This window comes from Yersinia sp. KBS0713 (assembly GCF_005937895.2).
In the GTDB taxonomy this organism is placed as follows: Bacteria; Pseudomonadota; Gammaproteobacteria; order Enterobacterales; family Enterobacteriaceae; genus Yersinia; species Yersinia bercovieri.
This window is the reverse complement of record NZ_CP042173.1, coordinates 1,271,639-1,297,612: the sequence shown is the minus strand read 5'-3', so window position 1 is coordinate 1,297,612 and position 25,974 is coordinate 1,271,639. Positions and strand designations below refer to the sequence as shown.

Here is a 25,974-nt window from a genome sequence, read left to right as displayed (position 1 = left end):
GTACTGGAGAGCAGAGCAAGGAAGAAGAACTCTTACACATCTCGGAGTCTAATTGTCATTACATTGGCAGGGGCAGCTTCAGTTATGACTTATCGGTTGAGTAACACAGGTCGGTTTAATCAAACGGGCCGATTACGTAAGAGAGTGCTTGCAGCACTGCTCAGTAGCTTGCTGCTCACCAGCACAATACCCGCTAGCGCTGAGACACAAGACCTGCTGCCCGATATCGGGACTTCAGCCGGGGCGACCTTGAGCATCGATCAAGAACTGGCGATGGGGGATTTCTATGTCCGCCAAATGCGCGCCAGTACGCCACTGATATATGATCCGTTATTGACGCAATATATCAATACGCTGGGTAAGCGGCTGGTTGCCAATGCCAACTCAGTTCGCACCCCCTTCCATTTCTATCTGGTCAATAACGACCAGATTAACGCCTTTGCTTTCTTTGGTGGCAACGTGGTGCTCCACTCCGCGCTGTTCCGTTATACCGATAACGAAAGTGAGTTGGCATCAGTATTAGCCCATGAAATATCTCATGTCACTCAACGCCATTTGGCGCGAGCCATGGAAGAGCAGCAACGTATGGCCCCGTTGACATGGGTCGGGGTATTAGGCTCGATCCTGTTGACCATGGCCAGCCCACAAGCTGGTATGGCGGGCTTAAGTGGCACCCTGGCGGGCGCTCAGCAAGGTGTCATTAGCTTTACTCAGGGCAATGAGCAGGAAGCTGACCGCATTGGGATTCAAGTGCTGCAACGTTCGGGATTTGATCCGCAAGCCATGCCCAATTTCCTGCAAAAACTGGCCGATCAGTCACGATATGCGTCAAAACCGCCAGAAATGCTGCTGACTCACCCCTTACCCGATAGCCGGTTATCTGATGCACGTAACCGCGCCAATCAAATGAAGCCGCACCCTATCGCTTCATCACAAGATTATCTATTCGCCAAAGTTCGTATTCTGGGCATGTATGGTTCAACTGAAAATAGCCTGACCCCAGACCTGCTGGAAACCTTGAGCAAAGGCACGGTGCGCGAACAGTTGGCAGCCAAATATGGTCAGGCCATCTTGCTATATCAGGCCAAAAAATATGACGAAGCCCGTAATCAGTTACAGCCGCTGTTAACCCAGCAACCGGGCAATATTTGGTTCCTCGATTTGATGACCGATATTGATTTGGGGCAGAACAGAGCGGCAGCAGCCATCTCTCGCCTACAAGCTGCCACCGCAAAACAGAATGATGAGCCGGTATTGCAACTCAATCTGGCCAACGCTTATGTTCAGGGTGGACAACCGGCTGCAGCCATCAAGATACTGCATCGCTACACTTTCACCAATCCGAACGACCCGAATGGTTGGGATCTATTAGCACAAGCGGCGGCGGCATTGAATTTACGTGATCAAGAATTGGCCGCCCGAGCGGAGAGTTTGGCATTAAGTGGCAAGCTGACACAGGCAATTGGCCTGCTTAGTGATGCCAGCGCGCGGGTGAAATTAGGAAGTCTGGAGCAGGCTCGCTATGACGCTCGTATTGACCAGCTACGCCAGTTGAATGAGCGCTTTCGTAAATACCAGAAAACCTAAGGAGAGTTACGATGAAAAATGTCACGATTTATCATAATCCGCGCTGCTCAAAAAGCCGCGAGACCCTTGCGTTAGTTGAACAACAGGGGATTAAGCCGCAGGTGATTCTGTATTTAGACACCCCGCCGTCAGTGGCGACATTAAAAGAGTTACTGCAACAGTTGGGCTTTAGTGATGCCCGGCAATTGATGCGCACCAAAGAGGAGTGCTACAAAGAGCTGAATCTGGCAGACCCGTCGCTGACACAAGAAAAATTGCTACAAATCATGAGCGAAAATCCCAAATTGATCGAGCGCCCAATTGTGGTTTATCAAGGGAAAGCGCGCATTGGCAGGCCGCCAGAGCAGGTATTGGACATTTTGCCGTGATTGAATCAAGACGAAAAGTGGCACGAATAAACCGGCTAACGACTCCTGGTCAACGTCGTTGGTGTTGCAGGAGTAAGTGAGTGGCCGCAGCTAACAACCCTGCAACGTCAAGGATGCAGGGGATTACAGCCCGAGGATATCTTTCACAAAAGGAATAGTCAGCTTGCGCTGTGCGGTGATGGAAGCTCTATCAAGCTGATCCAGTGTCATAAATAGGGTGCGCATCTCCCGATCCAGTCGCTTTAGCAAAAAGCGGCCCACATCTTCCGGCAATTCAAAACCACGTAATTTGGCGCGCAGCTGCAAAGCCTGCAACTTTTCGTCATCAGATAGTGGCTGCAATTTATAGATCTGGCCCCAATCAAGACGAGAGGCCAAATCCGGCAAACCGAGATTTAACTGCCGTGGCGGGCGATCACCGGTGATCAGTAAACGGGTACGACCGGTTTCTACAATGCGGTTATAGAGATTAAACATCGCCATTTCCCACTGCTCATCACCGGCAATACACTCGATATTATCAATACAAACCAGCGCTAACTGCTCCATGCCGTCCAGCACTTCGGGTACAAAGTAGGCACGTTTATCCAGCGGGACATAGCCTACCGCCTCGCCTTGTTGCGATAGCTCCGCGCAAGCGGCATGTAACAGATGGCTACGGCCACCGCCTTCGCGCGACCAGAAATAGATGTAACTGCCGTGGGATTGATGAACAGCGGACTGGATCGCCGCTAATAGCGACGGGTTCTCACCCGGATAAAAACTGGCAAAAGTTTCATCATCGGGAAGATATAGTGGCAGTGAAAGCTGTGCCGGCGTATTCAGAAAAGCACCTCAACCAACAAAACGGGCGGGAAAACAGAGTCAGCTTAACACAAAAAGTAACAACAGCATAAAAACCTGATCTGGGATGAAATAGTGGCCGAACCGACAGATGTGCGCTCCGCAGACAACAGCGGCTCGGCCAGATTTCACTTTTTAGTGCGCAGACTTATCTTCCGCTGCATCGAGAATCTCTTCTTCCGTGCGCAACAAGCTGATCACTTTGAACAGCAGGCTCAGACCAATACCGACCACTGTCGCCAGCGCCATGCCTTTAAGTTCAGTCGCGCCAATGTTCACTTTCGCGCCACTCACGCCGATTATCAAGATGACCGAGGTTAAAATCAGGTTTTGTGCCTTGTTATAGTCAACTTTTGACTCGATCAACACACGGATACCAGATGCCGCAATCACGCCGTATAACAGCAGTGAAACGCCGCCCATAACAGGAACAGGCACGGCCTGAATGGCAGCAGCAAGTTTACCGACACAAGAGAGCATAATCGCCAGAATCGCTGCACCACCGATAACCCAGGTGCTATAAACCCGGGTGATCGCCATTACCCCAATATTTTCGCCATAAGTGGTATTCGGCGTGGAGCCAAAGAAACCGGAGATCACTGTAGAAATACCGTTGGCAAACATCGAGCGATGCAGGCCGGGGTCACGAATTAAATCTTTTTTCACGATATTGGCGGTCACCACCAGATGCCCAATATGCTCGGCAATCACCACCAGCGCCGCAGGCAAGATGGTCAGAATGGCGAACCACTCAAAACGGGGGGTATAGAAGGTCGGCAAAGCAAACCAATGGGCTTCGCTAATAGGTGTTAAATCAACCACACCCATCACGAATGACAAGGCATAACCCACCAATACACCAATCAGAATCGGGATAATGGCGAAGAAGCCACGGAACAGCACCGAACCTAAAATGGTCACCCCCAGGGTCACCATTGAGATGATGATGGTGGTTGAATCTACCGTCACCCCCGGTGCTGGCAGTAGTCCTGCCATTCCGGCAGCAACACCGGCTAACTCAAGGCCGATAACCGCGACAATCGCCCCCATCGCCGCCGGTGGAAATATCACATCCAACCAGCCAGTGCCGGCTTTTTTCACAATCAGCGCTACCAAGCAGAACAGCACGCCGCACATGATAAAACCGCCCAAGGCGACTTCATATCCCAATGGCAATAATAGTAAAACCGGTGAAATAAACGCAAAGCTGGAACCCAGATAAGCCGGGATCTTGCCCTTACAGATAAACAGATAGAGTAAGGTGCCAATGCCGTTGAACAGCAGCACTGTGGCCGGGTTAATCTTAAATAGGATAGGAACTAAAACTGTGGCACCGAACATGGCAAACAAATGTTGAAAACTCAGTGGGATCGTCTGGAGCAGCGGTGGACGCTCGCTGACGCCAATGGTGCGACGGCTCATTATCTCTATCCTCTTCAATGGTGTGATTTATGCTAAAAATTATTCAAAAAAAAGCCGACTATCGAGTCGGCTATCATCGTTTATTTTGTTCCGAAAATCTTATCACCGGCATCACCCAAACCTGGGATAATGTAGCCGTGTTCGTTTAGGCCCTGATCGATAGAGGCAGTGTATAGCTCAACGTCTGGATGCGCCTGTTCCAATGCTTTAATACCTTCCGGTGCCGCGACCAATACCAAGACTTTAATGCTCTGGCAGCCCGCTTTCTTCAGCAAATCAATGGTGGCAATCATCGAACCACCGGTTGCCAGCATTGGGTCAACCACTAACGCCATCCGCTCATTGATATTAGAAACCAGCTTCTGGAAGTAAGGTACTGGCTTTAGTGTCTCTTCATCACGATAGACACCCACCACACTGATGCGGGCGCTCGGTACATTTTCCAACACCCCTTCCATCATGCCCAAACCGGCACGCAAAATGGGCACCACAGTGATTTTCTTACCTTTAATCTGCTCAACTTCAACCGGCCCGTTCCAACCTTCGATGGTCACTTTTTCAGTTTCCAAATCGGCGGTTGCCACGTAAGTCAGCAAACTCCCCACTTCAGACGCTAACTCGCGAAAACGCTTCGTGCTGATATCATTTTCACGCATCAAACCAAGTTTATGTTTTACTAGCGGGTGTTTCACCTCAACGATCTTCATTATTTTTCTCCTGGTTAGGCGACTGGCGGCCAAAAAAATCGCGAGATTATACCGCCTTTTTTTTTGAACGCCACAATCAATAGCCTGATTCAGATCAATAGAAAATCATTATTAAGTCAAGAAAGCTAAAAATCAGCGTGATATCACAAGCTACTCGCAAACGTTTGCCTGCGCTGTTAGAATTGTCGCGTTTTCTTCCTATGCTTAAACCGCCAACCGCCGTGGGGACCTCGCAGTGACCAACAAAACCTCTCTCAGCTATAAAGACGCAGGTGTAGATATTGATGCCGGCAATGACCTTGTTGATCGCATAAAAGGTGTGGTTAAACAGACCCGTCGCCCAGAGGTCATGGGTGGATTGGGCGGCTTCGGTGCCCTGTGCGCTTTGCCGCAAAAATACCGTGAACCTATTTTAGTTTCAGGCACTGATGGCGTGGGCACCAAGCTGCGTCTGGCGATGGACCTGAAACGCCACGATACCATCGGTATCGATTTAGTGGCCATGTGTGTCAACGACCTGGTGGTTCAAGGAGCCGAACCACTGTTCTTCCTCGACTACTTCGCCACCGGTAAACTGGATGTGGATACTGCCGCCAGTGTCATTACCGGTATTGCCGAAGGGTGCAAACAGTCAGGTTGTGCGCTGGTCGGCGGCGAAACAGCCGAGATGCCGGGCATGTACCACGGCGAAGATTATGACGTTGCTGGCTTCTGTGTTGGCGTGGTCGAAAAATCTGAAATCATCGATGGCAGCAAAGTGACGCCCGGTGATGTGTTGGTGGCCTTAGGTGCCAGCGGCCCACACTCCAATGGTTATTCATTGGTTCGCAAAATTTTGGAAGTCAGCAACACCAATCCAGAACAGACACAGCTGGAAGGTAAATCCCTGGCCGACCATCTGCTGGAACCGACCAAAATCTACGTAAAATCTATTCTGAGCTTGATTGAACAACTTGATATTCATGCGATTGCTCACCTGACCGGTGGCGGCTTCTGGGAGAATATCCCACGGGTATTACCGCAAGGCACTCAAGCGGTTATCGATGAAGCTAGCTGGCAGTGGCCTGCGGTATTCAGCTGGTTGCAGCAAGCTGGCAATGTGAGCCGCCACGAAATGTACCGCACCTTTAACTGTGGTGTCGGCATGGTGGTTGCTCTCCCAGCGGAACTGGCAGATAGTGCCGTTGAGTTGCTGACAGCATCTGGTGAAAAAGCCTGGAAAATAGGGGTGATCGCAGCGGCAGTCGAAGGCGCTGAACAAGTTATTATCAATCCGTAATGATGATGAAAATTGTCGTTTTAGTCTCTGGCCAAGGAAGCAATCTACAGGCACTGATAGAGACCCAGCAGCAAGGGCGCATTTCAGGCCAGATTAGCGCCGTATTCAGCAATAACCCTGCGGCTTATGGGTTAGAACGTGCCAAGCTGGCGGGTATCCCACACCATGGGTTGGATGCCAAAACCTTTGCTGACCGCGCCAGTTTTGATGCGGCATTGGCCCAAGCCATTGACCAGTATCAGCCTGATTTGCTGGTACTTGCCGGTTATATGCGCATTCTTAGCCCCGTGTTTGTGCAGCACTATGCCGGGCGGATGTTGAATATCCACCCCTCCCTGCTGCCCAAATATCCTGGCCTGCACACTCATCGGCAGGCACTGGAAAACGGCGATCAGGAACACGGCACTTCAGTACATTTTGTCACTGAGGAGCTGGATGGCGGCCCGGTGATTCTGCAAGCCAAAGTGCCCATTTTCAGTGATGACACCGAAGATGATGTTATCGAAAGAGTGCAAACTCAGGAACATAACATCTATCCGCTGGTGGTGAATTGGTTTACTGATGGCCGACTGACTATGGGTGATAACGCAGCCTGGCTGGATGGCAAGCGCTTACCTGCGCAAGGTTATGCGGCTGAAGAGTAGATTGATGCAATAACAGATAATAGTGCATTGATTAAGGGCGCTACCGTTTTGCGGTTAGCGCCTTTTTTATGCTTTATTCTTAATGCGTTATGCTAATTATCGCGCTCAGGTTATCGCCAAAGTCGCAGATCTCCCACTGCACCTTCAAGCATGAGAGTATATAATCGTTGTGGCAGCAGCCGCTGTCGCCCTATGAGGAATAAGCATGTCTACCACCAGCAGCGTCCGTTTACGCCCACTTGAACGGGATGATCTGCCGTTTGTCCATCAGTTAGATAACAATGCCAGTGTTATGCGCTATTGGTTTGAGGAGCCTTACGAGGCCTTTGTCGAACTCTCTGATCTCTACGATAAACATATTCATGACCAGAGTGAGCGCCGCTTTATTATTGAAAGTCAGGGCACAAAAGTAGGGCTGGTCGAGTTAGTTGAAATTAACCATATTCACCGCCGTGCTGAGTTTCAGATTATTATCGACCCCGCCCATCAGGGGAAAGGCCATGCTGGCACCGCAGCAAAACTGGCCATGGAATATGGTTTTTCTGTGCTGAATTTGTACAAACTTTATCTGATCGTGGATAAAGAGAATAAAAAAGCCATTCATATCTACAGCAAATTAGGTTTTGAAGTGGAAGGCGAACTGAAGCAGGAGTTCTTTATCAATGGTGAATACCGTACGGTGATTCGTATGTGCATTTTTCAGCCACAATATTTAGCTAAATATAAAACGCCATCGATAAAGAGTGCTTGATTTATACCCAAACAGGGGCCACACGGCCCCAATAGTTATGGTAGAATCAATTCAACAAATTTAATAAAGTAATGTTATCACTCGCATTGATTTCATCTATTTTCCCTAATAAATACTCCTGTGATTTTCTGGTGTGTATTCTGAAAACACTGTATGAGTAAACAATATTGATTATGTCATCTTCACTTAGCGTGTTGTTGTATATGACAAAAGCACTGATAACTGATTTTATAATGAAAAAATCCATGACATAAGAATAAAACTCCTTGTCAATCTCATCAGTTTTATTCAGCGCAAACTGGTGATGATAGAAGTTATACAGAAAAAAGTTACTCAAAATATGGGGGTGTTGATTGAGCAAAGGCATAACTTTGCTATTCCAAGTCTCACTCAGTTCACTCATGCGTTTTTCAAGTTGATTGACATCCACGTCGTTCATTAAATGATGGATTAAAAAACCCATGTAATTAATCATCATTTTTCTCCCTCTGCTAGATAGGGAATTAACAATATGTCTTTGGAATGCCATTAAAAAATGCCAGCGCACATTAGCATTAAAAGGAATGCTGGTCATCTCCTCAGTCATACGGCCAGAGGTTAGCATATTTTTAATTGCTGCATAACCTTCAGATATTAATTGAGTTTTATCCTTAACAGCTTTATCGATATCCTGATAATAATGAATAAATACATTGGTTGCATAAATATTCTCTTCAATATTCTCCCGTGGAGTGGACATCAATTGATTACAATAATCATTAACCATCTTCCCTTCAGCGTGGATCTCTCTATTATTGAAGTAGTGCTGCTGGCTTATCTCTTCCTGATTAACAAGAAACGCATCTGGGCTAAATAATACTAATCGGGTAACTTCTGGGCAGGAGAGTGTCAGTGTATTAAATTTTTCAATTTTGTATTCATGACTACTACGCGGATATGTGGAACAGGTTTTACTTAGTGCCTCACCACCTAAGCATTTATGAATCTCACACAAACGAGCCTTATCAAGATAAGGGCAATTACCGTCATCATCAAGACGTATTTCGGCCCAACTCTCTAGGCTATCTCGTGTCACCTTAATATTTTTTATTGCTATATTTCTGATATTTTGATTCTGACTACTCTTATATTTTCGGTACGTCTCTTTATCGATTTGGATGCTCCAACTATTACAGCAATGATCACGGCAGGCAGAACCGACACAACTAAAACGCTCTACAAACTTAGGTTGAGTAATTTGTAATTTTTTCACCGAATGAAATCCTATTAGTCACTGATTATTTAGCCATAACAAGCGACACAACAGGCTGTGGAATTAAATTTAATTTCACATTAGTAAGGATAATAACGGAAAATCATCGCTCATGGCATAAACAGTCAGTTGCTGCATAAAGCGCTGGCTTAAGCTGTCACTAGACTCACGGCAGGCATGGTAAGAGTAGACAATACCAATCACGTCATCCTCAGCTAATTGCCCATACTCATTTACATGGGCCGTGATTAGCATTTTCAAATAAAAGAAGTCTATAATTTGTAGATTAAACGCAGCCACCGCAGATAATCCCCCGCCCATTGCCAATTGGTCATGATGAATGCGAAACAGAAAGTAGTTACGCAACACAGACGGATTCCCCATAAAAAAAGGCAGTGCATACTGCTGCCAGGCCGTCGTTAATTGCTGCCGAAAACTGTGGGATTCAATCTGTTCATCAGTGGAATTGGTCAGTAGCCTATTGGTATAGGCCGTCAGTCTCTTTTTTCCTCGAACATCTGATAGCTGTGCCATAAAATTGTGCAGGCAATTTAATAACTCACCACGGATAACCGGATTATATTCTACGGCCATTAATTCATGGGCCGCTTGCCCGGTCTCTATGGAAGAAATTAATTTACTACGCAGGTTATCGATCTCAACCATGTTATTTCTGTTCACATCATTACAAGCTTGATAGCTGTGCAAGAAGCAATTTATTGCCCAAAGATTTTCTGCTATATCCACCTGCGGAATTGCTGCAATCGCCGCGCAAGCACGATTGACCAATCGCTCTTCGACAACAATATCCGGTGATTTAAAATAGTCATATTGATTAATAATCGAAAATCGCAGGGTTAATGCATCAGGCGAGAATAATACTTGCCGAGTGACCTCAGGACAGGAGAGTGACATACTTTTAATCTTTTGATTTTTATAGATATGTTCAACGCGAGGGTAAGTTGAACAGCGATTACCCAGCGCATTCACACCGGCATGTTTATAAATCTGACATAGTCGCTGTTCATCAAGAAAGGGGCAATTACCCTGACTATCGGGGCTAATATTGGCCCAAGAGGCGAGACTATCTTGAGTAACAGAGATATGAGTGATGGCAATACGTTTAATATCTGAGTAGGGGCTTTTAATGTATTTTTGATAGCGGTTTCTATCGAGTATGACATTCTGGCCTTTGCAACAGTGATCAAGACAGGCTGTACCCACACAACTAAATGTCTCCATAAAATCAGGCTGGGTTATCAATAGCTCTTTCACTTAACATTTCCATTTAATAGTTACTTTAATAACGAGCGACACGTAATAATGTAAACTTAAATGGTGAAAAATAAATACAGTGAAGACCCTAGCTCGAGCTAGCCTACGCCCTCCACGCGGAGCTAACCATAACGCCCGGTAATATAATCTTCCGTGCGGCGCTGATATGGTGAGGTAAACAGAGCATCAGTATTGTTATATTCCACCAAACTCCCCTGATGAATAAAGGCGGTATAGTCTGACACCCGCGCAGCCTGCTGCATGTTATGGGTCACCAACACCACGGTATATTGCTGTTTTAGCGTGGTGATCAGCTCCTCAATGGTCAGCGTGGAGATAGGGTCAAGGGCCGATGTCGGTTCATCCAGCAACAAAACTTCTGGCTCGATCGCAATGGCCCTGGCGATAACTAAGCGCTGCTGTTGGCCGCTGGAGAGACGAAACGCATTCTCCCGTAAGCGGTCTTTCACCTCATGCCACAGCGCCGCCGCCCGCAGGGAGCGCTCAACGGCGTCATCAAGCAGCCGACGATCACGAATTCCCTGCAAGCGCAGGCCATAGACCACATTTTCATAGATTGATTTTGGGAATGGGTTAGGCCGTTGGAAGACCATGCCGACCCGCCGACGTAAGGCGGCCACATCGGTGGTTTTATCTGTGATGATTTCGCCACCCAAGCGGATTTCACCCTCAAGGCGGCAGTTATCCAGCAGATCATTCATGCGGTTAAAGCAGCGCAGCAATGTGGATTTGCCGCAACCAGACGGGCCAATCAGCGCAGTTACCCGGTGCTTAGGCACACAAAACGAAATATCGTGCAGCACCTGTTTGTCGCCATAGAATAAGTTGAGCTTTTCGACCGCCAGCGCCGTTTGCTCATCACTCAATTGCTGCACATCAAACAGTGGCAGCGCATCCGGCATCAAAAGTCCCATATTTCGTCCTGCGGGTTAAAAAGTTCAATCACAGCATTAAACCTCGGTACTTTTCGCGCAAATGGTGGCGAATGCCGATGGCCGCTAAATTAAGGCCAACCACTATGATCACCAGCAGCAATGCGATGGCGAAGACTAATGGGCGGGCGGCTTCCACATTGGGGCTTTGGAACGCCATATCGTAGATCTGGAAGCTTAAATGCATAAATTTACGTTCCAAATGCAGGAACGGGAAGATGCCATCTACCGGCAAGAGTGGCGCTGATTTTACCACGCCCACCAACATTAGCGGGGCGGTTTCACCCGCCGCCCGTGCTACAGCTAGAATCAGCCCGGTGATCATCGCCGGCGCTGCCATCGGCAACACGATGTGCCACAGTGTCTCGGCTTTACTGGCCCCCAGCGCTTGCGAGCCTTGTCGCAAACTGGCCGGAATGCGAGCCAGCCCCTCTTCAGTGGCGACAATCACCACCGGCAGCGTCAGTAGCGCCAGAGTCAAGGCCGCCCACAGTACACCCGGCGTGCCAAATGTGGGGTTGGGTAGCGCCTCCGGATAAAAGAGTTTATCCAGTGATCCGCCGATAAAATAGACAAAGAATCCGAGGCCAAATACCCCATAGACAATGGATGGCACCCCCGCCAGATTCACCACGGAAATACGAATCATACGGGTCAGCCAATTTTTACCCGCATACTCATGCAAATAGACCGCCGCAATCACCCCTAACGGCATGACAATAATCGACATCAGTATCACCATCAGCACAGTACCAAAAATAGCCGGGAAGACGCCGCCTTCGGTGCTGGCATTACGGGGATTATCGGTCAAAAATTGATGAACTTGTGCCAGCCAATGGCGCAATTTTTGCCCAAAACTCATCTCATTGGGATACCAGGCGCGGTTGATCTGGCTGAGCAACTGGGGGTGAATTTGCCCATTCATATCCCGCAGCAATAAGGTATAGCGATTCTGCTCAGTTTGCAGACCCCGCAATTTCTCTATCATCGCCTGATGGCGGCGCTGTAACTCGCCCCACTCCGCGTCAATGCTGTCTTGCGATTTACTGTCGAGCGAACCGGTCATTTGCAGACGTTTTTTCTGTAGCCGCAACGCCTCAAATTGCTGATTGAGCATATTTATCTGGCGGAACTGAATATCTTTCGACTGCCGAACCAGCCCCTGAATAACGGGAATACGCTTTTGCAGCTCCTGCGCCAAATCATCACCCACCAGTGGCTGGCCGTTATCCAGCATACCCGCGAGAAAACCGTAAGCGGTGCCACTGTTTTGCCGATCCAGTACCAACAGCTCTTTAGGTTGCGTGCGTTGTTGGATATCACTCTCCAGCAATCGATGAAAATCCTGCCCCTGAATCTCCCGATTGCCGGTTTTAATCAGATATCGGGTCACCGTCTCACCGGTTTGTGGCGGCAAAATCACCCCGGCCTGTTCGAGTTGTTGCCGTGGCAGCGACTGCTGCTGATAAATTTCGCCAATCACCCTGACCGGGCCGGCAGCCGTCTGCTTGAGTTCAAACAGATAAACCGGCGCGGGCCAAAAATAGCGCATCCCCTGCCCCGCCAGCAGCAATACTATCCCCAATAGCGCCAATAGGCTGATACTCACGGCACTGGCGGTCAGCCAGATCCACGGCGAGCCGGAGGCAAACCACCTTTTGATAGTGCCTGCCGTCGTCATGCCATCCGCTCCATCTGATAGCGCTCACGCAGCCGTAACCGAATGGCTTCGGCGAGCGTGTTCACTAAAAACGTGAAGCAAAACAGCACCAACGCCGTCAAAAACAGCACCCGATAATGCCCGCTGCCCACCACCGCTTCCGGCATCTCAATGGCGATATTGGCCGCCATCGCGCGCAGCCCCTGAAAAATGCTGCCATCAATAATTGGCGTGTTACCGGTCGCCATCAACACAATCATCGTCTCACCCACAGCACGACCAAAACCTATCATCAGGGCGGAGAAAATACCGGCGAAGGCCGAGGGCAACACCACTCGCACCAGGGTCTGCCAGGGGGTGGCCCCCAGCGCCAATGACCCCTGGCTTAGCGACGGCGGCACACTAAATAGGGCATCTTCCGCCAGTGAGAAAATGACCGGCACCAGTGCAAAGCCCATCGCCACCCCCACCACCAGCGCATTGCGCTGAGAGTAGTTGTCACCCAGCCACTCATGTAACGGCCCCCCCAGCGTCCACATCGATAGTTGCGGCCCCAACCACAATGCCAGCCACCCCGTCAGCAGAATAACTGGCAGCAGCACAATGGCATCCCAGCCCGCAGGCAGCCGCCACTGAGCCTTTTCTGCCAATCGGGTAGCGCCCCAGCCGGACAGAATGATGGTCAATGCCAGCAGTGGCGGTAGCAATAAAATGCCCGCCAGATAGTTTTCAATCACCGGAGCCAGCCAAATACCGGCAATCAAACCAATCACCACGGTCGGGAATGCCCCCATCATCTCAATGGCCGGTTTCACCACGCGCCGCAGACCCGCCGACATGAAATAGGCAGTGTAAATGGCCCCCGCCAATGCCAGTGGAATAGCAAATAACATGGCGTAACTGGCGGCCTTTAATGTGCCGAAAATGATCGGCACTAAGCTGAATTTGGCCTGATAGCTCTCTTCGGCTGAGCTTGATTGCCACACATAAGCCGGCTCCGGGTAATTCTCATACCACACCCGTTGCCATAAGCTGCGCCAACTGATGTCGGGATAGCGGTTATCCACCTGATAAAATGACCAACCGGCGGCACTCTCCACCAGCAGATTATCGCCCCAAGGGGAGAAGGCGGCATGAGTGATCCCCTTAGCCATTTTTTGTTGCAATAGCGGTGCGGATTGGATGCTAGAGAAGAGAGATAACTCCCCTTGTGGTGACAACGATGCAAAGACCCGCCGCCTATTTTCGGTGGTCAGTAACCCCTTGAGCGCTGGGGTAAAAGTGCGGATAGGGGTTAAGTGGAACGAGTTATCCTGCGCTTTGCGTACATCAAACCATTGGGTTAACTGGCCATCTGGCGATTGCACCAACAGGGATTTTCCGCCCGCCAATATAGCGAGGGTTAAGGGGCCATCAGCGGCATGCTTATCATTTCGCAACGACACCACTTCGCGCAGTGTCAGTTCGGCGCCCAATTGGTAGATGTACAGCTGATTGCCCGCTAACAGATAGAGCAAGCGCCCGTCAGGGGCCAATAACAGCTGATCGGCCCTCGGCACCCCCGTCAGTTCGCTGACTTGCTGGCCCTGCGCAGTAAAGGTTCCGGTCAGCAAGCGGCCATCCTCAGTCATGGCGGCCAGGGTAAATTGTTGTGGTTGCGGCTCCGCCAGCACCAAATGGTGTAAGCGCTGGCCTCGCAAATCCAAAAAGCGCGGTTGCTCACCCAGTGGAAATTGCCAGCGCGGTGGCGTGGCCGAGAGATCAGGTTGCAGCAGCAGAAGCCGCCCATTGCTCAAACCGACCCCATATAGCGGTTGCCCCCCTGCCGCGCGGCTAATTGATATCGGCGGTGGTGATAATATCTGTTCACTAATCAGGCTGCCAGCGGGAGACTCCCCCTGTGCATTGAGCCGAATAAAGTATCCTTTGCCCTGATTATCAATGCGATAGGCCACCTGCCCTTGAGTATCAAGGCCGAGCAGCGCGGTGGGTGCACTACGATTGACCGCAAATTCATTATGCAAGCTGACGGTGGCGGGCTTAAACAGAGGGAAGACGGCGTACAATAAATAAACGAAAATCAGCATCAGAGTCAGCAACACCAGCAAGCCACTGCCTGTCACCATCATGCGCACCAGACGATCAATGACAGCCCGGCGCTTATCTCTCCCTGATGGTGTTACTACACCCACTTGCTGCTGCATCTTTGATTGCCCCATGCCCTTACGCCATATCCGTCTATGTTATCACTCCGGCCACAATTTATGGCTATAACATAGCGCCAGATGACCGAGCATTTTATGTCACTTTTGTGGCATTTGCATGACAATGTTTGCCACACCCGCCCAACATCTGTGCGCTATTTACCTGACAATAGGTTTGATGTTTACCTAATAAAGTTAACTAATGATATCTGTTGGACTTTCTTATCATTCTTTCGCAATAATGATTACGGACACTAAATACTCCCACAATAATCTTACTGGAGTTGCAATGGGTCAGGAAAAGCTCTACATCGAGAAAGAACTCAGCTGGTTAGCCTTTAATGAGCGGGTATTGCAAGAAGCAGCGGATAAGAGCAATCCACTCATTGAGCGGATGCGATTCCTTGGCATTTACTCCAATAATTTGGATGAATTCTATAAAGTCCGTTTCGCCGATCTGAAGCGGCGCATTTTGATTAGCGAAGAGCAAGGCTCTGCCGTGACCTCGCGCCATTTGCTGAAAAAAATTCAGAACAAAGTGGTGAAGGCCGACCAAGAATTTGATGGGCTGTATAATGATCTTTTGCTGGAGATGGCGCGTAATCAGATCTTCCTGATTAATGAGCGGCAAATTTCTGAGAATCAGCAAGTCTGGCTAAAGCTCTATTTTAAGCAGCATCTACGCCAGCACATCACACCGATTCTAATTAACCATGACACCAATCTGGTGCAGTTTTTAAAAGACGATTATACCTATTTGGCAGTGGAAATTATCCGTGGTCAGGATATTGCCTATGCCCTGCTGGAAATTCCTTCGGATAAAGTGCCGCGCTTCGTTAATTTACCACCGGAAGCACCTCGCCGCCGAAAGCCAATGATATTACTTGATAATATATTGCGCTATTGCCTCGATGAGATCTTCAAAGGCTTCTTTGATTACGATGCGCTGAATGCCTATTCGATGAAGATGACCCGCGATGCCGAATATGATTTGGTCACTGAGATGGAGTCCAGCCTGCTGGAACTGATGTCATCGAGCCTGAAACAGCGCCTGACGGCAGAGCCGGTACGCTTTGTTTATCAACGTGATATGCCCAACGAAATGGTGGAGTTACTGCGCGGCAAGCTCGGTATCTCTAACGATGATTCCGTGATCGCCGGCGGCCGTTATCATAATTTCAAAGATTTTATTAGCTTCCCCAATGTCGGTAAAAGCAATCTGGTGAACAAACTCATGCCGCGTCTGCGCCATGTTTGGTTTGATAAATTCCGCAACGGCTTTGATGCTATTCGTGAACAGGATGTACTGCTCTACTATCCGTATCACACCTTTGAGCACGTATTAGAACTGCTGCGCCAGGCATCATTTGATCCCAGTGTCTTGGCGATTAAAATCAATATTTATCGGGTCGCCAAAGATTCACGTATTATTGAATCGATGATCCATGCCGCCCATAATGGCAAAAAAGTCACGGTGGTGGTGGAGTTACAGGCGCGTTTCGATGAAGAAGCTAATATTCATTGGGCCAAAAGCCTGACCGCTGCGGGTGTACACGTTATTTTCTCCGCGCCGGGCCTGAAGATCCACGCCAAATTATTCCTTATTTCCCGCCTTGAAGGCGATGAAATCGTGCGCTATGCCCATATTGGCACCGGTAATTTTAACGAAAAAACCGCGCGGATTTATACCGACTACTCACTACTGACGGCCGATGCACGTATCACCAATGAAGTGCGGCGCGTATTTAACTTTATTGAGAATCCATACCGCCCGGTGAAGTTTGATAATCTGATGGTGTCACCACAAAACTCGCGCATCATGCTCTATCAATTGATTGACCAGGAAATTATTCATGCTCAGGCGGGGGAAAGCGCGGGAATTTCACTGAAAATAAATAATTTAGTGGATAAAGGGCTGGTAGATAGGTTATATAGCGCCTCCAGTGCCGGGGTGAAGGTTCGATTATTAGTGCGCGGAATGTGTTCATTAATCCCCAATATGCCGGGGATCAGCGATAATATTCAGGTCACCAGCATCGTTGACCGCTTCTTAGAGCATGACCGGGTCTACGTCTTCGATAATAAAGGCGACAAACTGGTGTATCTCTCCTCCGCTGACTGGATGACCCGCAATATTGATTACCGTATAGAAGTCGCGGTCTCGCTGCTTGATCCGAAATTAAAGCAGCGGGTGTTGGATATTTTAGAGCTGCTATTTAACGACACGGTAAAAGCCCGTTATATTGATAAAGAACTGAGTAATCGTTATGTACCGCGTGGCAACAGGCGCAAAGTACGTGCACAGATTGCCATCTATGATTATTTAAAAGCGCTGGAACAACCAGAGCAGTAGGGCGAAAATTATGCCGCTAACCAATAATTCGACTACCACCAAACCGCAGGAAATTGCGGCTATCGACTTGGGATCTAACAGTTTCCATATGGTGATCGCCCGCGTCGTCAACGGCGCGTTGCAAGTTTTAGGCCGCCTAAAGCAGCGGGTGCATCTGGCTGATGGTCTGGATAGCAATAATATGCTCAGCGAAGAGGCCATTGAGCGGGGTCTGGCCTGTCTGGCACTGTTTGCTGAGCGCCTACAGGGTTTCTCACCGGACAACGTCTGTATCGTCGGCACCCATTCACTGCGCCAGGCAGCGAATGCGGAAACCTTCCTCAAACGCGCCGCTGAGGTGATCCCTTACCCCATCGAAATCATCTCCGGTCAGGAAGAGGCGCGTCTGATTTTCATGGGCGTCGAGCATACTCAGCCGGAGAAAGGCCGCAAGCTGGTGATTGACATTGGTGGTGGCTCCACTGAGTTAGTGATTGGTGAAGACTTTGAACCGCTGCTGGTAGAGAGCCGCCGCATGGGCTGCGTCAGCTTTGCCCAGCAGTTCTTCCCCCATGGCGAAATCAGCAAAACCAACTTCAAGCGCGCCCGTCTGGCGGCGGCCCAAAAGCTGGAAAATCTGGCGTGGCAATACCGAATTCAAGGCTGGCAGTATGCGCTGGGCGCATCCGGCACCATTAAAGCCACCTACGAAGTGCTGGTGGAGATGGGCGAGAAAGATGGCTTAATCACGCCGGAACGGCTCGAAATGCTGGTGGAGCAAGTGCTGCAATTCAAACACTTCTCGGCCCTGAGTCTGCCGGGGCTATCAGAAGATCGCCAATCGGTATTTGTTCCGGGTCTGGCTATTTTGTGTGGTGTGTTCGATGCATTAGCTGTCAAAGAGTTACGTTTATCGGATGGCGCGCTACGCGAAGGTGTGCTGTATGAAATGGAAGGCCGTTTCCGCCATCAGGATATCCGTCAGCGCACTGCCAAAAGCCTGGCGGAGCACTATAATATTGATCGCGAACAGGCCCGCCGGGTGCTGGAGACAACCGAGCAACTCTATACCCAGTGGCTGGCACAGAATACTAAGCTGGTACAACCGCAGCTTGAAGCCTTGCTGAAATGGGCGGCAATGCTGCACGAAGTGGGCCTGAGCATTAATCACAGCGGGATGCATCGCCACTCTGCCTATATTCTGCAAAACACCAACTTGCCGGGCTTCAATCAAGAGCAGCAATTGCTGTTAGCAACGCTGGTTCGTATGCATCGTAAAGGCATTAAGCTGGATGAGCTGCCGCGCTTGAATTTATTCAAGAAAAAGTATTATTTGCCGTTAATTCAATTATTGCGGCTGAGCACCTTGCTCAACAATCAGCGCCAATCGACCACCACACCAGAAAGTCTGCGGCTGATAACCGATGATAGCCACTGGACATTGCGCTTCCCTGCGGGTTATCTGGCACAAAATAATCTGGTGCAACTGGATTTTGAACGCGAGCAGGCATACTGGGATGACGTGGTCGGCTGGAAGTTGATCATCGAAGAATAGGCGCCGGAACAGGCAAATAACGCAGCACCAGCGGCCTAAATAGAGTGAGTCCCGATGAGCTGACTCAAGTCAGTGATTCGGGTGACAAATTTGCTGGGAGCAAATTTGAACGCTGCTTGCAGCGGCCTCGCAGAGGCGAGGCCCAAGGATGGGCCGAGTAAATGAGAGCAGCTAACACCGCTGCAGCGCCAAGGTGCCACGGATTTTCCCAAAGTCATTGGGGTTGCAGCAAGGCAGCAAACGAGTGAGTCCCGATGAGCTGACTCAAGTCAGTGATTCGGGTGAGTGAGAGCAGCTAACACCGCTGCAGCGCCAAGGAAGAAGGGAAAAAATGAAGCGACGGCCCTCCACACAGCTAACAAAAATAATCTTACTGGTGAGCTTCCTCATTCTGTTCGGCCGCTTATTGTATGCCGCAGTCGCGTCTATCTCTCATCATCAGGAGCGACGTGAAACGCAGCGGCTCGAACTGTCGGTGGAGGGTGAGCCACCTGGCCCCCACGAGAGCGATCTCAGCCCCTAGATATCAGTTAACCTATCCCGAGTCACTCAGCGGCTCGGGCAAGCGAATAACCCTGCAATTTCAAGCACCAAGGGTAATATATACTATGCCAGCACCAATCATACCTGCGCCACTTTCCGCCACTATAAAGAACAAAACGAAAAATAAAACAAAGAAACTGGCAGAGATCCGCAACCGGATACTTTCTCTGTTACTGAATAATAAAGCGCTGGTTGACGGTATTCTTGGCCGTCAGGATGAGCGCGAAAAGCTCAGTGATGAGCAGTTATCAGCACAAACCTTAGAGATCAAAACGCTGCTTGATGATCTACACGCAGCGGACCTTGCCGACCTGCTCGAAGCTCTCCCCAACGACGAACGTTTAGCCTTGTGGCGCTTAGTCAAAAATGAGAAGCGCGGTCAAACCTTAGTTGAAGTCTCGGAGACGGTGTGGGACACCCTGATCAAAGAGATGAGCGATAAAGACCTGCTGAAAGCGATGCGCACCTTACATGTCGATGAGCAGGCTTATCTGGCGGAGTATCTGCCGCGTAACCTGATGGGCCGGCTACTCACCTCACTAGACCCCGACCAGCGCGCCCGTGTGCGGGAAGTTATTCAGTATGGCCGTGACACTGTTGGCCAGATGATGGATTTCGAGCTGGTTACCGTGCGCGCAGACGTGACACTGGCGACGGTGCACCGCTATTTGCGCTATCGGCGCAGCATTCCCGACGCCACAGATAAAATCTTTGTTATTGACCGCAAGAATACCTTACTCGGCGAACTACCACTGACCGCCATCCTGCTCAACGCACCTGACACCAAGGTGTTTGAGGTGATGGAGAGTAATCCAACCACCTTCCAACCCGAGCAGAAAGCGGAAGATGCGGCGGGCGCGTTTGAACGTTATGACTTAATCAGTGCTGCGGTGATTGATGCCAAAGGCAAACTGATGGGCCGTCTGACCATCGAAGAGATAGTCGACGTGGTCAATGAAGAGAGTGATACCACCTTAAGACGGATGGGGGGCTTAAGCCCGGAAGAGGATGTGTTCTCCCCGGTCGGCCGCGCGGTGCGCACCCGCTGGTCATGGCTGGCGATCAACCTCTGTACCGCATTTGTGGCCTCACGCGTTATCGGCTTATTTGAAGATACTATTTCGCAATTAGTGGCGCTGGCGGCATTAATGCCCATCGTGGCCGGCATTGGCGGTAACACTGGCAATCAGACCATCACCATGATTGTCCGCGCTCTGGCCCTGCACCATATTCAGCAGGGCAATGTGACCTTCCTGATGTTCAGAGAGTTGGGGGTGGCACTGATTAATGGTCTGGTCTGGGGCGGTATTATGGGGGTGGTCACTTATCTACTCTATGGCGACCCGGCTATGGGCGGTGTCATGACTTTAGCAATGATGCTGAACCTATTAATGGCGGCATTGATGGGGGTGATTATCCCAATGACCATGGCCCGATTAGGCCGTGATCCGGCAATTGGCTCCAGTGTGATGATCACCGCCATCACTGATACTGGCGGCTTTTTCATCTTCCTGGGGTTAGCCACCCTATTTTTAGTTTAGATATTATTAGAATTAAGCAATAAATTGAGCATGAGACAAAACGAACAACACTCGGCACTGCTCATCTATACTAAACTTTTGAATATGACCGTATTTTAACTGCGGTATATTTTTTATGTGATGAGGCCTTCTCATCATAACCAGCACACTGGCAAGCAAAATAAGGCACTCTATGGATCTCAGCGCGGCCGAACAACCGGCACCTGACAATAAAACCATTCTGCACATCACTCTGGTCAGCATAGTGGTGTTTTTGCTTGCACTCTTTTGTATCCAACTCTCTGAGCGATCAGAGAATCTGGCCCCATTGTGGTTCCCAACCGCCCTACTGATGGTGGCCCTATTCCACCACCCGACACGCTACTGGTGGTGGCAACTATCCTCTGCGGGGCTATGTATTGTTGCCGCCAACTTTATTTTATATGGCGTCAGTTGGTTCCCGCTGCCGCTTACCTTGATCAATCTGGCAGAATCGGCAGCCGGCGCGTGGCTGTTGCGGCGATTCCTGCAACCGAAAGACCCACTCAATAGCCTGTTCAGTTGGCTCAAGTTCTCGATTTGCACGGTGATTGTAGTGCCACTGATGAGCGGGCTGGCAGCAGCCTGGTATCTCGCCCCCGATAACGGCAGCTTTGGGCAGGTGTTCACGGTGTGGTTTATGTCCGAAGCCATCGGCATGTTGGCTCTCGGCCCGGTCGGGCTGCTCTATCGCCGTGGCTACTTTAATATCGCGACCAAATCTAAAGCGCTGTTTGATATGATGTGGATGATGATTCTATCGCTATCTGTCTGCTATATCGGTCTGCTTTACCTGCCCTTCCCGTTCACCTTTGTCATTATGTCGCTGATTTGGGTCGCAATTCGCCTGCCGCGCTTTGAGACATTTACCATCTGTTTTCTGGCCACCTTGCTGATTGCACTGATGATCAATTTCAACCTGTTTACCCTGCAGGCGGATACCAAAATGTTGGTGCAGGCATTCTCCTTTATTCCTCTGTTGATGGTGCTAATCCCGCCTCACGCCATGGCGATGGTGATGCACGCCTTCCGCATGGAGAAAGAACATATCATTGAGAGTGAAAACCGCTTTCGTAACGCCATGGAGTATTCGGCTATCGGCATGGCGCTGGTGTCACCGGAAGGGCAATGGATGCAGGTCAATCAGGCGTTGTGCCGGTTGCTGGGTTACAGCCAGGAGACCTTACTCACCCTGACGTTCCAGCAAATCACCCATCCGGAAGATCTCTCCGCTGACCTGAAATTGCTCGATGACCTATATCATGACCGCATCCCCAGCTACTCGATGGAAAAGCGCTATATCCGCAGTGATGGCGAGGTGGTGTGGGCGCTACTGGTGGTTAGTGTGGTGCGGGATCATCAGCAACAACCGCTCTATTACATCTCCCAGGTCGAAGATATCAATGACCTGAAAAAGAGCGAGATCATTAACCGCCGCCTGATGGAGCGCATTACGCTGGCTAATGAAGCGGGCGGCATTGGCATCTGGGAACTGGATCTGAAAAAACAGCTAATCAGTTGGGATAAGCGGATGTATGAGCTTTATCATATCCCGCTACATACCCCGGTTGACGATAAAGTTTGGCGCAGACACGTGCATCCGGAAGATCTCAACCGGGTCAATCGCGAATACAGCGCGGCCCTCAAGCAGCGCCAGCCCTATCGTCTGGAGTTCCGGCTGCTACTGCCCAACGGTGAGATTGTCCATCTGCGCAATCAGGCCAATATGGTGTGTGATAAGCACGGCAATATGCTGCGCCTGATTGGCACCACACTGGATATGACCGAGATCAGAAACCTGACGGAAGCGCTGCACGAAGAGAAAGAGCGGCTGCATATCACGCTAGACTCCATCGGCGAAGCGGTGGTCTGTACCGATCAGGAGATGAAGATCACCTTTATGAACCCGGTCGCCGAGAAAATGACCGGCTGGGCCAACACCATCGCCCTGGGCCAGCCGGTCAACCATATCATCAAGCTGACCAATGGTGTGGAGGGGCCAGAAATTACCGACCCAATCGCCCACTGTCTCAACCATCGCTCTAACTCTTCGCTCAATGAATCGATAGTGTTACATCATCGCGATGGGCAGTATTACGACATTCAGGAGTCGGTCGCGCCGCTGAAAACCCTGGAAGGTGAGGTGGTCGGGGCGGTGATGGTGTTCCAGGATGTCGGCGAGTCGCGCGCTATGATGCGCAAACTGAGCCACAGTGCCTCCCACGACAATCTGACCGGCCTGCCAAACCGCGCCAATTTTGAAAATAAGCTGAAGGCGGCCATTCAGGTCAGTGTTGAGCTAAACCAGCAACATGCGCTGGCGTTCCTCGATTTAGATTATTTTAAGGCCATCAACGACACCGCAGGGCATCCGGCGGGGGATGCATTACTGAAAGAGATCAGCCAGTTAATGCGCCAGCACTTGCGCAATAGTGATTGTGTCGCGCGCCTCGGCGGGGATGAGTTCGGTCTATTGATGCTCAATTGCACCCTGCCCCACGCCAAAGCTATCACCCAAAGTCTGGTCTCCACTATCAATGGCTACCAATTCTACTGGGAGAATAAGCTCTATCGTATTGGTGCCAGCGCCGGAGTGACCCAAATCAGCAGTAGCAACAACCAGCGCAGTGAGATTATGGCGCAGGCCGATATCGCCTGTTATACCGCCAAACACAGTGGTCGCGGTCAGGTGTTCCTCTATCAACCACGACAAAAACAGCTGTTGGCACGCCAGCACGACTTGCTGAGCAGAGAGGATGTTGAAACTATCCTCAGTGACAGCCAACTGACACTGCAACTGACGCCAACTGCTCCGCCTAAAACGCCATTGTCAGTCTGCTTTTATCAGGTCAGTTTTATTGTCAATCGGCCAGAAAACATCAATGTCAGCGAGGCCGCATTTCAGGAGGCCGCGCTGCTGTATGGTTTACTGCCGCAAGTTGACGGCTGGGTGTGCGAGCAACTGTTAGTGGCGCAAGCCGAGGCGATCAACCGCAAAGGGCTGGCACTGGCGATTCCACTCTCAGAAACTGCGCTGCTCAAAGAGGAGTTTCGTCAGTCACTGCTGACCCTGGTGCAACAGACCCCATTGCCACCCCACAGTTTGTACTGGATGGTCGACGAATCCACCTTGCTGCAATATCCATTTGCGATTGGTAACTTCCTCGCCAAGCTGCAACAGCTGGGCTGCCAGCTAATCGTCAAGGAGTTTGGTCATAATCTAAATGACTTTGAGCTGCTGGCTGAGCACACCATCAACTACCTTAAGTTCAACAGTGACTTAATTGCCCATATTCATATCAATCAAATGGATGAGGTGCTGGTCTCCATCATCAACGGCACGGCGCAACGGGCCAATATCGCCACACTGGCAGGCCCCGCCGAATTACCGCAGATCCTCAATAAGCTGATCGTGATTGGCGTCGATTTAGCTGACGGCGAGACTATTGGCCGCACGCAGCCGCTATCTGAGGTGCTGAACAGCGGCTATTTCGCGGCTAAATAATTTCAGTCGCGGGCGATACTTTTGACCTCCTTCATCGCCATCGACCGCGCCGCAGCGAATATTTTTATTCCTTAGGCGCAGCGCCGCTGCTCAGGATAAAAAAATCCCTGCTTTGACGATTGCTCCGCTGCTCACTCTGGGGTAAAGTCGGCCCCTTTTATTTGGGGGGGAGCACTAATGTTCATTGGATTTGACTACGGCACAGCAAACTGCTCGGTTGCCGTGATGCGGGGCGATGCTCCCGAATTGCTGACACTGGAAAATAGTGACGTCTATCTGCCCTCCATGTTGTGTGCGCCGACCCGGGAAGCGGTCAGTGAGTGCCTGCACCGCCACTGGCAAGTGCCAACGGGCAGTGACGAAAACCAGCAACTGTTGCGCCGGGCCATGGCGTTTAACCGCGAAGAGGATATTCCGGTCACCGCAGACAGCCTGATGTTCGGCCTGTCAGCACTGGCGCAATATATTGAAGATCCAGAAGAAGTTTACTTTGTAAAATCCCCTAAATCCTTCCTTGGCGCCAATGGCCTAAAGCCGCAGCAACTGGCGCTGTTTGAGGATTTGGTCTGCGCCATGATGTTCCATATTAAGCGGCAGGCAGAGTCAGTGCTAGCTGCAGAAATCAGCCAAACGGTGATTGGTCGCCCGGTCAACTTTCAGGGTTCCGGTGGCGAAGAGGCCAACCGTCAGGCCGAGGGCATCTTGCTACGCGCCGCGCAACGGGCCGGTTTTCGCGATATCGCCTTTCAGTTTGAGCCGGTGGCGGCGGGGCTGGATTTTGAAGCCACACTGACCACAGAGAAAACCGTGCTGGTGGTGGATATCGGCGGCGGCACCACTGACTGCTCGGTGCTGCTGATGGGGCCAAAATGGCAGGGAGTGGCAGACCGCCAGCAGAGCCTGCTGGGCCACAGTGGCTGCCGCGTCGGCGGTAACGATCTGGATATCATGCTCGCGTTTAAGCAGTTGATGCCGCTGTTTGGCATGGGGAGCGAAACCGAAAAAGGCATTGCCATGCCGTCACTGCCCTACTGGAATGCGGTGGCCACCAATGATGTTCCGGCACAGAGCGACTTCTACAGCATCGCCAATGGCCGCTTCCTGCGGGATCTGATCCGCGACGCCGCCAACCCGCAGCAGGTCGAGCGCCTGCTGAAAGTCTATCAACAGCGCCTGAGCTACCGCATTGTGCGCGCCGCAGAAGAGAGCAAAATTGCGCTCTCTGAGCAGGGGCAGGTCGCCGCCGCGCTGAGTTTTGTCCAGCCGGAACTGGGGCAGACCATCAGCCAGCAGCAGTTGGCCGAGGCTATTTCTCAGCCGCTGCAACGGATTCAGGAACAAGTCAGCCTGGCGCTCGCCACCAGCCACATCACCCCAGATGTGATCTACCTGACCGGCGGCAGCGCCCGCTCCCCATTACTGCGCGCCGCCTTGCAGCAGCAACTACCGGGAATTCCGCTGGTGGGGGGAAATGACTTTGGCTCGGTAACCGCCGGGTTAGCCCGCTGGGCGCAGACGCTCTATCGGTAAGCAGA

At 50.6% G+C, this 25,974-nt stretch carries 19 protein-coding genes; 11 read left to right on the top strand and 8 right to left on the bottom strand.

Annotation, left to right across the window (positions count from 1 at the left end):
- The first annotated feature begins 84 nt into the window (after positions 1-84).
- Entirely contained in the window at positions 85-1,587 is a 1,503-nt protein-coding gene (locus tag FFE93_RS05990; protein ID WP_180272498.1) for a tetratricopeptide repeat protein, read from the top strand.
- 11 nt (positions 1,588-1,598) lie between these two features.
- On the top strand, positions 1,599-1,955 hold the full coding sequence (arsC, locus tag FFE93_RS05985) for an arsenate reductase (glutaredoxin) (RefSeq protein WP_138774909.1): 357 nt from the start codon (positions 1,599-1,601) through the stop codon (positions 1,953-1,955).
- Between the two features lie 123 nt (positions 1,956-2,078).
- Here arsC and hda read toward each other — a convergent pair whose 3' ends face one another.
- The 3 genes from hda to upp form a co-directional block, all read right to left on the bottom strand.
- Positions 2,079-2,780, bottom strand: a complete 702-nt coding sequence (hda, locus tag FFE93_RS05980; protein WP_032897470.1) for a DnaA inactivator Hda — start codon at positions 2,778-2,780, stop codon at positions 2,079-2,081.
- 153 nt (positions 2,781-2,933) lie between these two features.
- Entirely contained in the window at positions 2,934-4,220 is a 1,287-nt protein-coding gene (gene uraA, locus FFE93_RS05975; RefSeq protein ID WP_054872362.1) for a uracil permease, read from the bottom strand.
- An 80-nt stretch (positions 4,221-4,300) separates the two neighbouring features.
- The gene (upp, locus tag FFE93_RS05970; protein ID WP_032897468.1) at positions 4,301-4,927 is read right to left on the bottom strand and encodes a uracil phosphoribosyltransferase; all 627 of its coding nucleotides are present in this window, start codon (positions 4,925-4,927) and stop codon (positions 4,301-4,303) included.
- A 235-nt stretch (positions 4,928-5,162) separates the two neighbouring features.
- Between upp and purM the strand changes: the two genes are divergently transcribed.
- The 3 genes from purM to speG all read left to right on the top strand — a co-directional run bounded on the left by purM (position 5,163) and on the right by speG (position 7,601).
- Complete coding sequence (purM, locus tag FFE93_RS05965) at positions 5,163-6,206, top strand: phosphoribosylformylglycinamidine cyclo-ligase (RefSeq protein WP_005273274.1); 1,044 nt, start codon at positions 5,163-5,165, stop codon at positions 6,204-6,206.
- Between the two features lie 2 nt (positions 6,207-6,208).
- Complete coding sequence (gene purN / locus FFE93_RS05960; RefSeq protein WP_138775207.1) at positions 6,209-6,850, top strand: phosphoribosylglycinamide formyltransferase; 642 nt, start codon at positions 6,209-6,211, stop codon at positions 6,848-6,850.
- Between the two features lie 205 nt (positions 6,851-7,055).
- Entirely contained in the window at positions 7,056-7,601 is a 546-nt protein-coding gene (gene speG, locus FFE93_RS05955; RefSeq protein WP_004876820.1) for a spermidine N1-acetyltransferase, read from the top strand.
- 46 nt (positions 7,602-7,647) lie between these two features.
- On the opposite strand, the gene fliB (FFE93_RS05950) is transcribed toward speG, so the two are convergent.
- The 5 genes from fliB (FFE93_RS05950) to FFE93_RS05930 form a co-directional block, all read right to left on the bottom strand.
- A complete protein-coding gene (fliB, locus tag FFE93_RS05950; protein ID WP_049600719.1) occupies positions 7,648-8,853 on the bottom strand; it encodes a flagellin lysine-N-methylase in 1,206 nt (401 codons plus the stop codon).
- Positions 8,854-8,928: 75 nt separating this feature from the next.
- A complete protein-coding gene (fliB, locus tag FFE93_RS05945; RefSeq protein ID WP_072083770.1) occupies positions 8,929-10,128 on the bottom strand; it encodes a flagellin lysine-N-methylase in 1,200 nt (399 codons plus the stop codon).
- Between the two features lie 122 nt (positions 10,129-10,250).
- Positions 10,251-11,063, bottom strand: coding sequence for a phosphate ABC transporter ATP-binding protein PstB (pstB, locus tag FFE93_RS05940; protein WP_049600716.1), 813 nt, complete (start codon positions 11,061-11,063; stop codon positions 10,251-10,253).
- 28 nt (positions 11,064-11,091) lie between these two features.
- Complete coding sequence (gene pstA / locus FFE93_RS05935) at positions 11,092-12,762, bottom strand: phosphate ABC transporter permease PstA (RefSeq protein ID WP_080375770.1); 1,671 nt, start codon at positions 12,760-12,762, stop codon at positions 11,092-11,094.
- Positions 12,759-14,960, bottom strand: coding sequence for an ABC transporter permease subunit (locus FFE93_RS05930; RefSeq protein ID WP_138774908.1), 2,202 nt, complete (start codon positions 14,958-14,960; stop codon positions 12,759-12,761). The genes pstA and FFE93_RS05930 overlap by 4 nt, the downstream gene beginning before the upstream one ends.
- A 274-nt stretch (positions 14,961-15,234) precedes the next feature.
- Here FFE93_RS05930 and ppk1 point away from each other — a divergent pair, with 274 nt between their 5' ends.
- From ppk1 to yegD, 6 genes are all read left to right on the top strand, one after another.
- Entirely contained in the window at positions 15,235-17,298 is a 2,064-nt protein-coding gene (gene ppk1, locus FFE93_RS05925) for a polyphosphate kinase 1 (protein WP_005273254.1), read from the top strand.
- Between the two features lie 10 nt (positions 17,299-17,308).
- Complete coding sequence (gene ppx / locus FFE93_RS05920; protein ID WP_138774907.1) at positions 17,309-18,832, top strand: exopolyphosphatase; 1,524 nt, start codon at positions 17,309-17,311, stop codon at positions 18,830-18,832.
- 331 nt (positions 18,833-19,163) lie between these two features.
- Positions 19,164-19,355 (top strand): YfgG family protein, encoded by a 192-nt coding sequence (locus tag FFE93_RS05915; RefSeq protein ID WP_138774906.1) that lies wholly within the window; start codon positions 19,164-19,166, stop codon positions 19,353-19,355.
- 85 nt (positions 19,356-19,440) lie between these two features.
- Positions 19,441-20,916, top strand: a complete 1,476-nt coding sequence (gene mgtE / locus FFE93_RS05910) for a magnesium transporter (protein WP_005273245.1) — start codon at positions 19,441-19,443, stop codon at positions 20,914-20,916.
- Between the two features lie 172 nt (positions 20,917-21,088).
- Positions 21,089-24,439, top strand: coding sequence for a diguanylate cyclase (locus tag FFE93_RS05905; protein WP_138774905.1), 3,351 nt, complete (start codon positions 21,089-21,091; stop codon positions 24,437-24,439).
- Positions 24,440-24,616: 177 nt separating this feature from the next.
- Entirely contained in the window at positions 24,617-25,969 is a 1,353-nt protein-coding gene (gene yegD, locus FFE93_RS05900) for a molecular chaperone (RefSeq protein ID WP_005273237.1), read from the top strand.
- Positions 25,970-25,974 lie beyond the last annotated feature (5 nt).

Excerpts from the sequence above, each read along its gene's own strand:
- ppx (WP_138774907.1), top strand. The coding sequence starts at position 17,309 with ATGCCGCTAACCAATAATTCGACTACCACCAAACCGCAGGAAATTGCG.
- FFE93_RS05905 (WP_138774905.1), top strand. The coding sequence starts at position 21,089 with ATGGATCTCAGCGCGGCCGAACAACCGGCACCTGACAATAAAACCATT.
- pstB (WP_049600716.1), bottom strand. The coding sequence starts at position 11,063 with ATGGGACTTTTGATGCCGGATGCGCTGCCACTGTTTGATGTGCAGCAA.
- FFE93_RS05930 (WP_138774908.1), bottom strand. The coding sequence starts at position 14,960 with ATGGGGCAATCAAAGATGCAGCAGCAAGTGGGTGTAGTAACACCATCA.
- FFE93_RS05915 (WP_138774906.1), top strand. The coding sequence starts at position 19,164 with ATGAAGCGACGGCCCTCCACACAGCTAACAAAAATAATCTTACTGGTG.
- upp (WP_032897468.1), bottom strand. The coding sequence starts at position 4,927 with ATGAAGATCGTTGAGGTGAAACACCCGCTAGTAAAACATAAACTTGGT.
- arsC (WP_138774909.1), top strand. The coding sequence starts at position 1,599 with ATGAAAAATGTCACGATTTATCATAATCCGCGCTGCTCAAAAAGCCGC.
- speG (WP_004876820.1), top strand. The coding sequence starts at position 7,056 with ATGTCTACCACCAGCAGCGTCCGTTTACGCCCACTTGAACGGGATGAT.
- yegD (WP_005273237.1), top strand. The coding sequence starts at position 24,617 with ATGTTCATTGGATTTGACTACGGCACAGCAAACTGCTCGGTTGCCGTG.
- purN (WP_138775207.1), top strand. The coding sequence starts at position 6,209 with ATGATGAAAATTGTCGTTTTAGTCTCTGGCCAAGGAAGCAATCTACAG.
- mgtE (WP_005273245.1), top strand. The coding sequence starts at position 19,441 with ATGCCAGCACCAATCATACCTGCGCCACTTTCCGCCACTATAAAGAAC.
- ppk1 (WP_005273254.1), top strand. The coding sequence starts at position 15,235 with ATGGGTCAGGAAAAGCTCTACATCGAGAAAGAACTCAGCTGGTTAGCC.
- pstA (WP_080375770.1), bottom strand. The coding sequence starts at position 12,762 with ATGACGACGGCAGGCACTATCAAAAGGTGGTTTGCCTCCGGCTCGCCG.
- uraA (WP_054872362.1), bottom strand. The coding sequence starts at position 4,220 with ATGAGCCGTCGCACCATTGGCGTCAGCGAGCGTCCACCGCTGCTCCAG.
- FFE93_RS05990 (WP_180272498.1), top strand. The coding sequence starts at position 85 with ATGACTTATCGGTTGAGTAACACAGGTCGGTTTAATCAAACGGGCCGA.